Here is a 13,921-nt window from a genome sequence, read left to right as displayed (position 1 = left end):
TCGTAGACCGTCTGGTGCGCGGGCTTGTAGAAGTCGTCCGGACGCAGGATCTCCACGACATCGGCGATCGCGTCCTTGGACAGCAGCATGCCGCCGAGCACCGACTGCTCCGCCGTCAGGTCCTGGGGCGGCTGCCGGTCGAACAGGCTGTTCGGATCGGCACCCTCACCCGGGCGAACCGGACGCGGCCTCGCCGCCGGTCGGTCGTCGGCCAGAGCCATACGCAGCGTCACCCCCCGCCGACATTCTATCGAACAAAGGTTCGATCAGCTCGCCGGCGTCCGGATGATTTCCCGGGGATCGGGAACCGGCGGCCGGGTCGAGACTTCGCACCCGGAAGGGAGATTAAGCGGCGGATCAGGCGGGACCAAACCGACCTGTGCGCGAGCCTGTGGACCACTTGGGGACGGATCGGCGACGACCCGGGCACACGTGCGGACCAGCCTGTGGAAGACATGGGGACAACCCGTCATTCCATCGTGTTTTCGCAGGTCAGCGCACTATAGGCACATGTGGACAACTTTCTCGCGCGACACGCCGGGCGCGCCGCCCTCGGCGTGTCGCGCCACCCCGGTGATCGCCCACTCGGCGCGTCCGGGCGATCACTCGGCGACATCGACGTCACTTCTCGGCGCGCCACCTGGACGGGTGAGTCCACCCGCTCCACGCGTATCGCGAAACGGCGAGCGGGGTCGGGACGGGGTGAGCTCCTGCCCGCCCTTCCGTTCACTGTGAGTGACCAAGGGAGCGTGCAGAAAAGCCGCGAGCCGTGCCCGCACCGGGTGCGGGCACGGCTCGCGGCTCGTGCGTGCGCCGGGGTCAGTTCGCGGCGACGACCTTGACGTCCAGCTCGGTGGTGACCTCCGGGTGCAGCCGGACGGTGACCTTGTGGGTGCCGACGGTCTTGATCTGGCCGGGCACCTCGACGGCGCGCTTGTCGAGCGCGGGGCCGCCCGCGGACCGGACGGCCTCGACCACGTCGGCGGCCGTGACCGAGCCGAACAGGCGCCCCGAGTCGCCCGCCGCCTTGGCCTTGACCGTGAGGTCGAGCGCCTCGAGCTGACCCGCGACCTCCTTGGCGTGGCTCAGGTCGCGGATCTGGCGGGCGCGCTGGGCACGCTTGATGGCCTCGACCTGCTTCTCCGCACCGCGCGTGGCCGGGATGGCCAGCTTGCGGGGGAGCAGGAGGTTGCGGCCGTAGCCGTCCTTGACCTCGACGATGTCACCCGGTCCGCCCAGGTTCGGCACGTCGGCGGTGAGGATGAGCTTCATTCCGGTACCCCTCCTCAGCGCGCGGTCGACGTGTAGGGCAGCAGCGCCATCTCGCGGGAGTTCTTGACCGCGACCGCGACATCACGCTGGTGCTGACGGCAGTTGCCGGTGACCCGGCGAGCCCGGATCTTGCCGCGGTCGGAGATGAACTTCCGCAGCAGGCCGGTGTCCTTGTAGTCGATCTCCTGGGCCTTGTCCTTGCAGAACGCGCACACCTTCTTCTTCGGCTTGCGCAGGACGGGCTTGGCCATGGGTAGTACTCCTGGTTGTTACGAGAGGCGTGGGTCAGAAGGGGGGCTCGTCGTCGTCGATCGGGCCGCTGCCCGCGGGCGGAGCGGACCCCCACGGGTCGTCGGCGGGAGCCCCGCCGTACCCGCCGCCGCCACCACCGCCGAAGCCCCCGCTGCCGCTGCCCCGGCTGACCTTGTTGACCTTGGCCGTGGCGTAGCGGAGCGACGGGCCGACCTCGTCGACCTCGAGCTCGACGACGGTGCGCTTCTCGCCCTCGCGCGTCTCGAACGACCGCTGCCGCAGGCGGCCCTGCACCATCACGCGCATGCCACGGGTGAGCGACTCGGCGACGTTCTCCGCTGCCTGGCGCCAGACGTTGCAGCGCAGGAACAGGGCGTCGCCGTCCTTCCACTCGCCGGTCTGGCGGTCGAAGGTGCGCGGGGTGGACGCCACCGTGAAGTTGGCGACGGCGGCCCCGGACGGGGTGAAGCGAAGCTCCGGATCGGCGGTGAGGTTGCCGATCACCGTGATGACGGTCTCGCCGGCCATCGCGATGCCCTCAGCCCGCGGGGGCGGGTGCGACCCGCCGCGGCTCGGCTGCCTTGGCGGCGCGCTTCTTCGGGTCGCGCCGCAGCACCTTGGTGCGCAGCACCGACTCGTTGAGGTTCAGCTGCCGGTCGAGCTCGGACACGGTCGCCGGCTCGCAGGTGACCTCGAGGACCGCGTAGATGCCCTCGGAGTGCTTCGCGATCTCGTAGGCGAGGCGCCGCTTGCCCCACACCTCGATCTTCTCGACAGTTCCCCCGTCGTTGCGCACGACGTTGAGGAACGTCTCCAGGGACGGCGTCACGGTGCGCTCGTCGAGGCTGGGGTCGAGAATGACCATCAGCTCGTAATGACGCATGAGAACCACTCACCTCCTATGGACTGGAACGGCCGCGGTCCTTCCGCGGCAGGAGGTTCTCACCTGGCCCCGACGACGACCGCCGCCGAAGCGGCGGCGCGGACGGCGCTCGGCGAGCGCCGGTCGGGGCGACTCATCGAGGCTACCAGCGCGAACGTGGTGGCCCGCGGCCGGCACCGGGGTTCGCGGCGCACCGCACCCGTGACGCCGACGTCGGGGGTGGTCACTACTCTGGCCCGCATGCTCATCGGGGCCCATGCGCGCGAGGACGACCCGCTCGTCTCGGCGGCGGAACGCGGCGCCGACATCGTGCAACTGTTCCTGGCCGACCCGCAGAGCTGGAAGAAGCCACCGAGCCACCCGCAGGCGGCGCAGCTGCGCGAGAGCGACCTCGCGGTCGTCGTGCACTCGCCGTACCCGGTGAACCTGGCATCGCTGAACAACCGCATCCGCATCCCCTCCCGCAAGATCGTGGTGCAGCACGCGGAGCGTGCCGCCGAGCTCGGGGCGATCGGCCTCGTCGTCCACGGCGGCCACGTCACCCAGGGCGACGACCCGGCGAAGGGCTTCGAGAACTGGCGCAAGTTCATCCAGCGCCAGATGGACGAGGGCGGGTTCGCGGTCCCGATCCTCATCGAGAACACGGCGGGCGGTGAGAACGCGATGGCCCGCAGGCTCGACGACCTCGCCCGCCTCTGGGACGCCGTCGGCGAGTTCGGCGTCGGCTTCTGCCTCGACACCTGCCACGCGTACTCCGCGGGGCTGGAGCTCGCCGACGTCGTCGACCGCGCCAAGTCCATCACCGGCCGGATCGACCTGGTCCACCTCAACAACTCGCGCGACGAGTTCGGCTCCTCCCGCGACCGCCACGCCAACATCGCCGACGGCACGATCGACCCCGACGAGCTCGTCGCGGTGTGCGCGGCCGCGGGCGCACCGATCGTCGTCGAGACCCCGGCCGAGGGCCAGGCCGCCGACATCGCCTTCCTGCGTGAGCGGCTCGGATCGTGACGCCGGTCGCAGGGGCGGCGCCCGCCAGCGGGTCCGGGCCGTGACCGGCGCCGCCGTGAGCACCGCCCCGGGCACGCACGTGGCCGCCGCGGTGCCCCCGGCCGCCCGCACCAGCCGGGTCGTGCTGGCGGTGCTCGTGCTGCTCACCGGTTTCACGCTGCTGCTCGGCTACGCCAACAAGGCGCGGTGCGCCGGCCCCGAGTTCGACGCGGCCGGCCGCAGCACCCCCGACTACGCGGTCCGCATCGAGCGCGACGTCTGCTACTCCGACATCCAGCACCTGTGGATCGGCCGCGACATCGACCGCCACGTCTTCCCGTACGTCAGCGGCTCGATCACCCCGGAGGGGCAGCTGCAGGGCGGGTCGGTCGAGTACCCGGTGCTCACCGGGCTCCTGATCTGGGCGGGCGCGCTGTTCGCCACCACCGACGCGGGGTTCCTGCTCGGGTCCGCGCTGCTGATGGCGCCGTTCGGGCTGGTCACCGGGTGGCTGCTCGGCAGGCTCGCGCGGTGGCGCGCGCTGCTGTGGGCGCTCGGGCCACCGCTGGTGCTCTACGCGTTCCACAACTGGGACCTGCCGGTGGTCGCCTGCGCCGTGGCCGCCGTCTTCGTCGTTCACGGCTGGCGCACCGACCGACCGCTCGCCCAGCGCGCCACCGTGGCGGGCGTGCTGCTCGGCCTGGGCTTCGCGTTCAAGCTGTACCCCGGGGCGTTCGTGGTGCCGCTCGCGCTCCACGTCCTCGTGGCCTCGCGGCCGGGCCGCCTCGACTGGCGGGCCGCGCTGCGCGTGCCGCTCGCCGCCGCGGCCACCGTGGTGCTGGTGAACCTCCCGTTCGCGATCGCGGGCTACGAGGGCTGGCGGGCGTCCTTCACGTTCCAGCAGCTGCGCAAGGTCGACTTCACCACCAACTCGATCTGGTTCTGGGGCTTCCGCCCGCACTCCGACCCCGACGACGTCGACTTCCAGTCGACGATGAACTGGCTCTCGCCCACGCTCGTGCTGCTGTCGTTCGCGGTGGCCGTCGCGGTGGGCTGGTGGCGGTACCGCCGCGACGGCGACTACCCGTGGGTCGGGGTGAGCGCGGCGATGCTCTGCGGCTTCCTGCTGCTGCACAAGGTGCACTCGCCGCAGTACACGCTGTGGCTGCTGCCGTTCTTCGTTCTCGTGCAGGTGCCGTGGTCGCTGGTCGGCGCCTACCTCGTCGCGGACCTCGCGATGGGCATCGGGATCTTCCGCTGGTACTACCACCTGCATGCCGGCCTGCCGTCCGGCATCTACGACGGCTTCGCCGCGCAGGCCGTCACGATCGGCGTGTGGGGGCGGGCGGCGCTGCTGGTGGCGCTGTTCGTCGTGTTCCTGCGGCTCCCCGACCGGCTCGCGGCCACGCCGCCGCCCCGGCGCACGCCGCTGGTGGAAGCGGTCGTCTGACCGTTCCTTCGACGATCCCCCGGCCGGGGACGGCGTTTCGCCGCCGACGTGTCGGACCTCGACGGTACGGTGCCAACCACAACATCTAGTGGCGATGGCCCATGTGAATGCCCACATGTGCCACCGGAAAGGACATCGGCCGTTCATGGCGCTCCCGGCACCCAGCAGCGATCAAGCCCCGTCGGCCGAGCAACGGATGCCCCGCTCCCGCCGAGGTACCACCACGTCGTTCCACTTGGCGGGCGCGGAGGTCCACCTCATCGCGAACGCCGACGCGCAGGGCTCGCTGGGGGAGGTGTTCGCCCGGTTCGGCAAGGGGGGCTCCACCGCCGCGGGCCTGGTGGAGCTGCTCTCGATCGCGGTCTCGCTCGGCCTGCAGCACGGCGTCCCGCTCGAGCGGTACGTGGCGCGGTTCGCAGGCCAGCGCTTCGAGCCGATGGGACCGACCGACGACCCCGACGTCCCGCACGCCGGCTCGGTGGGCGACTACCTCGCGCGCAGGCTGGCCCACGACTGGCTGGACGTCGACGCCCGCAGGCGCCTCGACCTGCTCACCGCCGAGGAGGAGGCCGAGCTGCCCGCCGACGCGTACGCCCCCACCCCGCTGCGCCGGGCGGCGCGCCCCTGACGGCTCACCGCCAGGCGAACACCGGCTGCTCGAGGTGGGCCACCCTGGTGTCGCGACCGTGCAGCACCACCTCGCGGAACTGGTGGAGCACGGCGGCGGTCGGCGCGTGCACGTACCGGCCGAGGATCGGCAGCTGGATGACCGGCGCGTCGGACTCGGGGATCGCGACGAACCGGGGATCGACGTCGATCACGTCCAGCGGCACCCGGTGCACCTCGGACACCTCGCCCGGGTTGGGCCGCAGCGGCGGCTCGTCGCCCGCCCACAGCACGACCGGCGTGATCAGGTACCCCGAGCGGGTGGCGTAGTCGTCGAGGGCCCCGAGCTCGGCGTCGGCGTCCAGCGCGAGGCCGAGCTCCTCGGCGAGCTCCCGGCGAGCGGCCGCGGCCGCCGACTCGCCCGGGTCGGTCCGCCCGCCCGGCAGCGCCCACTGCCCCGCGTGCCCGCGCAGGGTCGGCGCGCGCCGCGTGAGCAGGAACGCCGACCCGTCGCCGACGAGGGTGATCCCGACGGCGGCGGGTTTCAGGTCGGGCCGGTCGAGCGGGCGGCGGGGGAAGCGGCGCAAGGCGGCGACGACGTGTTCGCGGGAGACGGGCACACGGGCAGGGTGCCAGCCGTCAGCGCGCCGCGCCGACCGCCACCGGGGATCGGGCCGGCGTCGCGGGCCAGTCCGGGTCGACCTCCGGTGAACCCGGGAACCGGCGCACCGGGTCGGTCTCCGGGTGCAGCACCGAGCGCACGACCAGCACGCACAGCAGTACCACCACGGCGTCGCGGACGACCACCGTGCCGAGGAACCAGTCCGGCGGCAGGCCCTTGTTCGCCGGGGTCAGGTAGTAGTACATCCGCGGCACCCAGACCAGCGCGTCCACCGTCATCCACGCGAGCAGCAGCCGCCAGTGGGGGAGCGCCAGCGCGGCGAGCGGGACGAGCCACAGCGAGTACTGAGGGCTCCACACCTTGTTCACCAGCAGGAACGCCGCGACGGTGAGGAACGCGAGCGAGGCGAGCCGCGGGGGCCGCGGCGCACGCAGCGCGAGCACGCAGATGGCGGCGCAGCACAGCGCGAACAGCACGGCCGACACGGTGTTGAGCACGACCGGCTGCTCGCCGTCGGCGAGCTCGCCGTCGAACCCGGGCCAGCCGGTGAAGTACTGCACGACGAAGTAGAGCGAGTCGGGGTCGGCCGGCCGGGTGCGGTTGAGCCGGAAGAACTCCGCCCACCCCGTGGGGTACAGCAGCGCGACCGGCGCGTTGACGAGCACGAACGCCACGACCGCTGCCGCGATCGTGCGCACGCCGGTGCCGATCCGGCGGCTCCGCACCGCCACGAGCAGGACCGGCAGCAACAGCATCAGGGGGTAGAACTTGAAGGCGCCGCCGACGCCGAGCAGGGCGCCCGCGAGCAGGGGCCTGCGCCGGGCGAGCGCGAGCATCCCCGCGGTGGCGCAGGCGACGGCGAGCGCGTCGAAGTTGGTGAACACGTGCACCGCCACCAGTGGGGACAGCGCGACGAGCGCGGCGTCCCACGGACGGCTGGGCCGCAGCGCGTGCACCGCCCACACCGCCACGAGCCACGCCAGCGCCAGCCACGCGGCGCTGATGTCGAAGTACACGACGACGGGCAGCGCGGTCGGCAGGATCGGGACGACGCCCGCCGCCCACAGCCACGCGTCGGCCAGCCGCGCGTTGGCGTACTGGAAAAACCCGGTGAGCACCGGGTACTCCATGTAGCGCACCCGTTCGCGGTCGGTGCCCGCCCCCTCGACCCACGGGTCGCGGTAGGGCACGGCGCCGCGGTCGAGCCCCTCGATGCCCCACAGCGGGACCGTGTCCGAGTAGCACATCGCGACGTACTGGCGGTTGTTGCGCCAGTCGAGCGCGAGCGTGCCGTCATCGGTCGTGTACTGCTGCAGGCACGGCGCCTTGCCCAGCCAGCCGATGGCGAGCACCACCACCGCGAGCAGCAGGACCACGCGCAGCGGCGTCCAGAACCGGCTCCGCCCCACCAGGGCGTGCTTGCCGAGCGGTCCGCCGACGAGCCGGCTGGCGCCGTAGGCCAGTGGCTCGGTCCACGTGGGGACCACGCGCGCGGGAGGAGTCTCCGGATCCCGCACCGGCCGGCTCACCCGACGGGACCGGTGTCGGTCGTCCTGTCCGCCGCGGTGCTGCCCGACTGGCCGCGGGTCGCGGCGCCCGACGTGCCGGTGTCGCGCGAGCTCGCCGACGTCGGCCGGTCGCTGCTGCCGCTGCTCGAGCTGCTGTCGTCGTCGTCGAAGTTCGACCGGGAGCTGCGGTTCGAGGACCGGTCGTCGTCGTCATCGTCGTCGGACGATCGACGCGAGTCGCGGTCGTCGTCGTCGCGGTCCTCGTCGTCGTCATCGTCATCGTCGTCGTCATCGTCGTCATCGGAGCGGGAGTCCTCGTCGGAGACCGACTCCGCGACCGGCGGGTCGCCGATCGGCACGAACGGGGAAAACTGCTCCGGCGGGTCGTCCTCGGTGGCCTCCTTCATGAAGGCGTGCCAGATCTGGCCGGGCAGGCCGCTGCCGAAGATCGGGCGGCCCTGCGCGTTGCGGATCGGCTCGCTCTTGTCGGTGCCCACCCAGACGGCCGTCGCCTTCGCCGGCGTGAAGCCGACGAACCAGGCGTCGCGGTTGTCGCTCGCGCTGCCCTCCAGCTGCGCGGTGCCGGTCTTCGCCGCCACCTGGCGTCCGCCCAGGTCGAAACCCTTCTTCGGGGCCACCTTCAGCATCGCCTCGATGACGTTGCGCGCCACCTGCTGCGACATGACCTGGCGGCCGTCGTCGCCGTCGTTCTCGTAGAGCACCTCGCCGTCGGCGGCCTCGACCCGGGACACGATGTAGGGCTCGTGGTAGACGCCCTCCGCGGCGAACGTGGCGTACGCCGACGCCATGTCGATCGGGTGCACCTCCTTGTCGCCGAGCGCGATGCCACCGGTCGGGTTGGGCAGCAGGTCCTGCGGGATGCCCGCCCGATGGGCGACCTCGGCGACGTTCCCCGGTCCGACCATGAGACCGAGTTCGTAGAACCAGGTGTTGATCGACTCGGTCATCGCGAGCTCGGCGCCGCAGCGGTTGCAGCTCACGCCCTCGACGTTGCGCACCACGCCGGGCCGGCCCGGGAACGCCCGCGGTCCGCTGCCGTCGAGCTGGGTGCCGAGCCCGAAGCCGGTGTTGCCCTCCAGCGCGGCGGCCAGCACGAACGGCTTGAACGACGAACCGGGCTGGCGGAAGGCCTCGCCCGCGTAGTCGACGCCCAGCCCGTTGCTGCCGCCGTAGTAGCTGAGGATCGCCCCGGTCTTCGGGTCGATGGAGACCAGCCCGGTGCGGAGGTTGTCGGGCTGGCGCGCCATCAGCTTCTTGACCGCGTCCACGGCCTCCGCCTGCAGCGGCTGCTGGACCGTGGTCGTGACGGTGACGCCCCTCGTGGCGATCACGTCCTGGGTGATCCCCTTGGACTCCAGCTCGGCGAGGGCGCGCTCGTAGATGTGGTACCGGTCGTCGTCGGGGATGCCGACGCCGGACTTCTCCTTGACCTCCGGGAGCTCGGGGAAGGTCTGCGCGGCCCGCTCGGCCGGGTCGAGCCAGCCCTTCTCGACCATGCCGTCGAGCACGAAGTTCCACCGCTCCTGGGAGCGCTCGAAGTTCTTCGCGGGGTCCCAGCGCGACGGGGACTGGATGATGCCGGCGAGCATCGCGCCCTCGGAGACGGTCAGCTCCCCGACGTCCTTGTCGAAGTACGCATGCGCCGCGGCCTGGATGCCGGACGCGCCGCGGCCCCAGTAGATCGTGTTGAGGTAGTTCTCGAGGATCTCGTCCTTGGTCTTCTCCTTGGAGATCTTGACCGCGAGGACGACCTCCTTGTACTTGCGCCAGAGGGAGAAGTCGTCCTCCCCCGTGGACACCTTGATGTACTGCTGGGTGATGGTCGACCCACCGCCGACGCCGCCGGTGAGCTGGTTGTAGACCGCCCGGCCGATGCCCATGAAGTCGAAACCGGGGTTGGAGTAGAAGGAACGGTCCTCGGCGGCCAGCACGGCGTGGCGGACGTGCATCGGCACCTTGTCGAGCGTGACCGCGATCCGGTTCTCGTTGTCCGGCCGCAGGGTGGCGAGGTCGGTGCCGTCGGCGAACTTGAACGTGGCCACCTGGGCGAGCGCCACGTCCTGCGACGAGGGCACCGGGAAGATGAACCAGCCGATCGCGAACGCGATGAACGGCCCGAGCAGCATCAGGCCGAGCGCTGCGAGGCCGATCCGGCGCACGCGGCGCCACGGCGAGACCTTCGTGCGGCCCCTGCTGCGCGCCGTGGGCGGGCGCGGCCGCGCCTGCGCGGCGGCGCGGGCGCCCGGGCCGCTGACGATCGCGGTGGCGTCGTCGTCCTCGTGGGTGAGCAGTGGCACCGCCGGGGCGGGGCCCGGCGGGCGCGACCGCCCCGCGGGGACCGGGGGCCCGTCGGCCCGGTAGCGCTGCGGCGGGACGCGGTGGTCCGGCGGCGGCCCCTGCCTGTGGTGCGGGCCGCGCGGCGCGCCGGGCCCGCCCCGCCTCGGCGGCGGGGGGCCGTACGGACTCCGGGGGCGGCCCCGTGGTGCGTCGAACCGGGGGTCGCGCTGATCACTCACCGCTGCTCCGGGGGTTCGGGGGAAGGGTTGGTGCGGTCACTCGGCGGCGGTCCTGCGTCGGTCGGACCCGCGGCTGTGGGGAGCGTCACCCCGGCCCATCACGTAGGACAGGACGAGGTGGTTCCAGCTGCAGGTGCGGCAGACCTCCACCACGTAGACGGTGAAGTCGGCGTGGACGTTCGCCAGCTGCTCGATCTCCTCGGGCTTGCGCGCCGATCCCGCGGCGTGCCGGAGCTCGTCTCCGAAGATCCACGAGACCTGCGTGAGGCGCTCCTTGCGGCAGACCGGGCAGCTGCGATCGGTCTCCTCGCCGTGGAAACGCGCTGCTCGGAGCAGGTACGGGCTCGCGTCGCACACCTCGGCGACCCCGACCCGACCGGCGTGGACGTCCGCGAGCAGCGCACGGCGCTGCAACGCGTAGTCGACCACCTGCCGCTGGGTGCGCACCCGGTCAGGGTACGCGGAGAGCGCCCGCGAACGCGCGTGAACGCCTCCGGCAGCCCGATCGATCGACGACGGGTCGTCCCGTCGCGATTTCAGGACTGCACCCAGATGTATCGGCTCGATATACTGCAGCGCGCTATCGACGCGTCGTATCGCAGCGCGGCAACGGAGGTGAGGTCGTCATGCTCGAGCTGGCGATCCTCGGCGTGCTCCAGGAGGCCCCCGCGCACGGCTACGAGCTGCGCAAGCAGCTCAGCCTGCGGTTGGGCGGCTTCCGGCTGTTCTCCTACGGGTCGCTGTACCCGGCGCTGCGCCGCCTGACCCGCGCCGGCCTGATCGTCGAGGACCCCGAACACCAGGAAGCGGAGCCGGGGTCCTGGTCGCGGCGCAGCAGGCGGGTGTACCGGATCACGGCGGAGGGAAAGGAGCGCCTCGCCGAGCTGCTGTCCGAGTCCGGGCCGCAGGCGTGGGACGACGAGGGCTTCGGGGTGCACCTGGCCTTCTTCTCCCGCACGCCGGCGGAGGCGCGGATGCGGATCCTCGAGGGCCGCAGACGCGCCATGGAGGAACGTCGCGAAGGTCTGCGCGCGGCGCTCAGCCGGGCCCGCGAGCAGATCGACAACTACACCCAGCAGCTCCACCAGCTCGGGCTCGACGCGTGCGAGCGGGAGGTGCGTTGGCTCAACGAGCTGATCGCCACCGAGCGCGCGGCGCAGGACGAGGCCCGGGAATCGCCAGCACCTGAAGGGCAAGACCAGGAAGACGAGAGAAGGAGCCGCAATGAGTGAGGTCCGTGTCGCGATCGTCGGCGTGGGGAACTGCGCGGCGTCGCTGGTGCAGGGCGTGCACTACTACGCGGACGCCGATCCGGCCACGCGCGTCCCCGGTCTCATGCACGTCGACTTCGGCGGCTACCACGTCCGCGACGTCAAGTTCGTCGCCGCCTTCGACGTGGACGCCAAGAAGGTCGGGCGCGACCTCTCCGAGGCGATCACGGCGAGCGAGAACAACACGATCAAGATCTGCGACGTCCCGCCGCTCGACGTCCAGGTGCAGCGCGGCCACACCCTCGACGGGCTCGGCCGGTTCTACCGCGAGACGATCGAGGAGTCCGACGACGAGCCGGTCGACGTCGCCCAGGTGCTGCGCGACACCCGAGCCGACGTGCTCGTGTCGTACCTGCCCGTCGGCAGCGAGGCGGCCGACCGCTTCTACGCGCAGGCGGCCCTCGACGCCGGCGTGGCGTTCGTCAACGCCCTTCCGGTGTTCATCGCCTCCGACCCGGAGTGGGCCGAGAAGTTCCGCGTCGCGAGCGTGCCCATCATCGGTGACGACATCAAGAGCCAGGTCGGCGCCACCATCACCCACCGGGTCCTGGCCCGCCTCTTCGAGGAGCGCGGCGTCCAGCTCGACCGCACGATGCAGCTCAACGTCGGCGGGAACATGGACTTCCTCAACATGAAGGAGCTGGAGCGGCTCGAGTCGAAGAAGATCTCCAAGACCCAGTCGGTCACCTCCCAGGTCGACCGCGAGCTGGGCAAGGAGAACGTCCACATCGGGCCGTCGGACTACGTGTCGTGGCTCGACGACCGCAAGTGGGCCTACGTCCGGCTCGAGGGCAGGGCGTTCGGCGACGTGCCGCTGAACCTCGAGTACAAGCTCGAGGTCTGGGACTCGCCGAACTCGGCGGGCATCATCATCGACGCCGTGCGCGCGGCGAAGATCGCCAAGGACCGCGGCATCGGTGGGCCGATCCTGTCCGCGTCGAGCTACTTCATGAAGTCCCCGCCGGAGCAGTACAGCGACGACGTCGCCCGCGAGGCGGTGGAGAAGTTCATCAGGGGTGAAGTGGAGCGCTGACCGGCTCCCGTAGCCCCTTCGGCCCCGGGCGTGGCCTCGAGCCACGACCGGGGCCGATTTCTTTGCAGATCGACAACCTTTACGAAAACGGGCACTCGGTTCCAGACCGGAAACAACTTCACTCGTCCGCACCAATCACGAACGCATCACGGCACATCTTGTGCCGCAGGTCACCCAGGGTATGGCGACCGGACGCGCCGCCAGGCCAGCCAAATCACACCACTATGCCCCGTTCGGCGTAGCGCGCGGGCGCCGAGATTCACCGGATAGCGCGGGCCATATTGAGAGATGCGTCATGGCAACCCGATGAAATGCGTTCGTAATCTGCCGGACGGCCGTGCGCCACCGATGCCCACCCGGGGCGTCGGGCGCAGGGTCACCGCCGGACAGGCGGGAGGCGGCACGGCCCAGCTGCGAGACGAGGCCGTGCAGGGCGCCCCCGTCGGCCCCGCGGGCTCCCCCCGGCTCGCGGGGCCCGTCCGCCGGTGCGACACCCCGAGGACCACCCGTGCCCAAGAAGCTCCCCTCTCTCGTGGCTCGCGTCGCGGTCGTGACCACCACCGCCGCCGCCGCGTCCGTGTTCTCCGTGCTCCCCGCCGCCGCCGAGCCGGCACCGGCCGTCACCCCGGTCGCCGCCGCCGGCGCGCTCCCGCAGCCCGCAGCCGCGGCGGCCGCGACCCGCACCGCCGCCCTCGAGCACGCGATGAGCAAGATCGGCGCCCCGTACCGGTACGGTGCGGCCGGCCCGAACGCCTTCGACTGCTCCGGCCTCGTGTCGTGGGCGTTCAAGAAGGCGGGCGTGTCGCTGCCGCGCACCAGCCGGGCGATGTCGAAGGTCGGCACGCCGGTCTCGCGCGACCAGCTGCGGCCGGGCGACCTCGTGTTCTTCTACAAGCCGGTGAGCCACGTCGGCATCTACATCGGCAACGGCAAGATCGTGCACGCCAGCAACAAGAAGAGCCCGGTGAAGGTCTCCGACATGAGCCGGATGAAGTTCAACTCCGCCCGCCGCATCTGACCGGCGGGTCCGTCGAAGGATCGATGCCGGGCCCCGCCCGCGCTCGTACGATCGAAGGCGTGAGCCAGGACGCCGACCGCCGTCACCTGCGGGTCTCCGATGCCGACCGCGCCGAGGTGGCCGAGCGGCTGCGGATCGCCCTCGACGAGGGCAGGCTCGACATCACCGAGTACGACGAGCGGGTGCGCTCGGCGTACGCCGCCACCACCTACGGCGAGCTCGAGCCGCTCACCGCCGACCTGCCGCCCCCGGCCCCGCCCGCCGTCAAGGAGACGGCCGCCGTCGACCGCCGCAAGTGGGTCGAGGAGTGGCGCGAGTGGGCGGGCGGCGCGATCATCATGATCACCATCTGGGGCGTGGTGTCGCTCGTGTCGGGCTCGCTGCACATGTTCTGGCCGGCCATCCCGCTCGCGATCTGGGCGGCCGTCATCGTCGCGGGCGCGATCGAGAAGAAGAAGGAGAACGACGCCTAGCCGCTG

At 71.7% G+C, this 13,921-nt stretch carries 16 protein-coding genes; 7 read left to right on the top strand and 9 right to left on the bottom strand.

Translation table 11 applies throughout. The features are described 5' to 3' along the window. The 5 genes from VKZ81_RS17225 to rpsF form a co-directional block, all read right to left on the bottom strand. Positions 1-221 (bottom strand): DnaB-like helicase N-terminal domain-containing protein (locus VKZ81_RS17225; RefSeq protein ID WP_324242595.1); only part of this gene is annotated, 221 nt, incomplete at its 3' end. 598 nt (positions 222-819) lie between these two features. Continuing rightward, positions 820-1,272 (bottom strand): 50S ribosomal protein L9, encoded by a 453-nt coding sequence (gene rplI / locus VKZ81_RS17220; RefSeq protein WP_324242594.1) that lies wholly within the window; start codon positions 1,270-1,272, stop codon positions 820-822. Between the two features lie 14 nt (positions 1,273-1,286). Further along, positions 1,287-1,523 carry a 30S ribosomal protein S18 gene (rpsR, locus tag VKZ81_RS17215; RefSeq protein WP_324242593.1) on the bottom strand — a complete coding sequence of 79 codons (237 nt, stop codon included), beginning with the start codon at positions 1,521-1,523 and terminating at the stop codon, positions 1,287-1,289. A 34-nt stretch (positions 1,524-1,557) separates the two neighbouring features. Next, complete coding sequence (locus VKZ81_RS17210; protein ID WP_324242592.1) at positions 1,558-2,052, bottom strand: single-stranded DNA-binding protein; 495 nt, start codon at positions 2,050-2,052, stop codon at positions 1,558-1,560. Positions 2,053-2,062: 10 nt separating this feature from the next. Next, on the bottom strand, positions 2,063-2,407 hold the full coding sequence (gene rpsF / locus VKZ81_RS17205; RefSeq protein WP_324242591.1) for a 30S ribosomal protein S6: 345 nt from the start codon (positions 2,405-2,407) through the stop codon (positions 2,063-2,065). A gap of 240 nt (positions 2,408-2,647) precedes the next feature. On the opposite strand from rpsF, the gene VKZ81_RS17200 reads away from it, so the two are divergent. The 3 genes from VKZ81_RS17200 to VKZ81_RS17190 all read left to right on the top strand — a co-directional run bounded on the left by VKZ81_RS17200 (position 2,648) and on the right by VKZ81_RS17190 (position 5,475). After that, positions 2,648-3,418 carry a deoxyribonuclease IV gene (locus VKZ81_RS17200; protein WP_324242590.1) on the top strand — a complete coding sequence of 257 codons (771 nt, stop codon included), beginning with the start codon at positions 2,648-2,650 and terminating at the stop codon, positions 3,416-3,418. Between the two features lie 55 nt (positions 3,419-3,473). Then, positions 3,474-4,847 carry a glycosyltransferase family 87 protein gene (locus VKZ81_RS17195; protein WP_414709396.1) on the top strand — a complete coding sequence of 458 codons (1,374 nt, stop codon included), beginning with the start codon at positions 3,474-3,476 and terminating at the stop codon, positions 4,845-4,847. A 196-nt stretch (positions 4,848-5,043) separates the two neighbouring features. Continuing rightward, entirely contained in the window at positions 5,044-5,475 is a 432-nt protein-coding gene (locus VKZ81_RS17190; RefSeq protein WP_324242589.1) for a TSCPD domain-containing protein, read from the top strand. A 4-nt stretch (positions 5,476-5,479) separates the two neighbouring features. On the opposite strand, the gene VKZ81_RS17185 is transcribed toward VKZ81_RS17190, so the two are convergent. From VKZ81_RS17185 to VKZ81_RS17170, 4 genes are all read right to left on the bottom strand, one after another. Then, the gene (locus VKZ81_RS17185) at positions 5,480-6,073 is read right to left on the bottom strand and encodes an NUDIX hydrolase (RefSeq protein ID WP_324242588.1); all 594 of its coding nucleotides are present in this window, start codon (positions 6,071-6,073) and stop codon (positions 5,480-5,482) included. Between the two features lie 19 nt (positions 6,074-6,092). Next, positions 6,093-7,562 carry a glycosyltransferase family 87 protein gene (locus VKZ81_RS17180; RefSeq protein WP_414709395.1) on the bottom strand — a complete coding sequence of 490 codons (1,470 nt, stop codon included), beginning with the start codon at positions 7,560-7,562 and terminating at the stop codon, positions 6,093-6,095. A 38-nt stretch (positions 7,563-7,600) separates the two neighbouring features. Beyond that, on the bottom strand, positions 7,601-9,901 hold the full coding sequence (locus VKZ81_RS17175) for a transglycosylase domain-containing protein (protein ID WP_324242586.1): 2,301 nt from the start codon (positions 9,899-9,901) through the stop codon (positions 7,601-7,603). A gap of 255 nt (positions 9,902-10,156) precedes the next feature. Next, positions 10,157-10,567: a DUF5318 domain-containing protein gene (locus VKZ81_RS17170; RefSeq protein ID WP_324242585.1), complete on the bottom strand. Its 411-nt coding sequence runs from the start codon at positions 10,565-10,567 to the stop codon at positions 10,157-10,159. A 179-nt stretch (positions 10,568-10,746) separates the two neighbouring features. On the opposite strand from VKZ81_RS17170, the gene VKZ81_RS17165 reads away from it, so the two are divergent. The 4 genes from VKZ81_RS17165 to VKZ81_RS17150 all read left to right on the top strand — a co-directional run bounded on the left by VKZ81_RS17165 (position 10,747) and on the right by VKZ81_RS17150 (position 13,915). Next, a complete protein-coding gene (locus VKZ81_RS17165) occupies positions 10,747-11,352 on the top strand; it encodes a PadR family transcriptional regulator (protein WP_324242584.1) in 606 nt (201 codons plus the stop codon). Next, positions 11,345-12,424, top strand: a complete 1,080-nt coding sequence (locus VKZ81_RS17160) for an inositol-3-phosphate synthase (RefSeq protein ID WP_324242583.1) — start codon at positions 11,345-11,347, stop codon at positions 12,422-12,424. The genes VKZ81_RS17165 and VKZ81_RS17160 overlap by 8 nt, the downstream gene beginning before the upstream one ends. Positions 12,425-12,974: 550 nt before the next feature. Continuing rightward, on the top strand, positions 12,975-13,442 hold the full coding sequence (locus VKZ81_RS17155; RefSeq protein ID WP_324242582.1) for a C40 family peptidase: 468 nt from the start codon (positions 12,975-12,977) through the stop codon (positions 13,440-13,442). Positions 13,443-13,501: 59 nt separating this feature from the next. Then, on the top strand, positions 13,502-13,915 hold the full coding sequence (locus VKZ81_RS17150; RefSeq protein ID WP_324242581.1) for a DUF1707 SHOCT-like domain-containing protein: 414 nt from the start codon (positions 13,502-13,504) through the stop codon (positions 13,913-13,915). Positions 13,916-13,921 lie beyond the last annotated feature (6 nt).

The organism is Pseudonocardia sp., assembly GCF_035305885.1.
Lineage (GTDB): Bacteria > Actinomycetota > Actinomycetes > Mycobacteriales > Pseudonocardiaceae > Pseudonocardia.
This window is presented reverse-complemented; position numbering and strand designations above follow the sequence as displayed.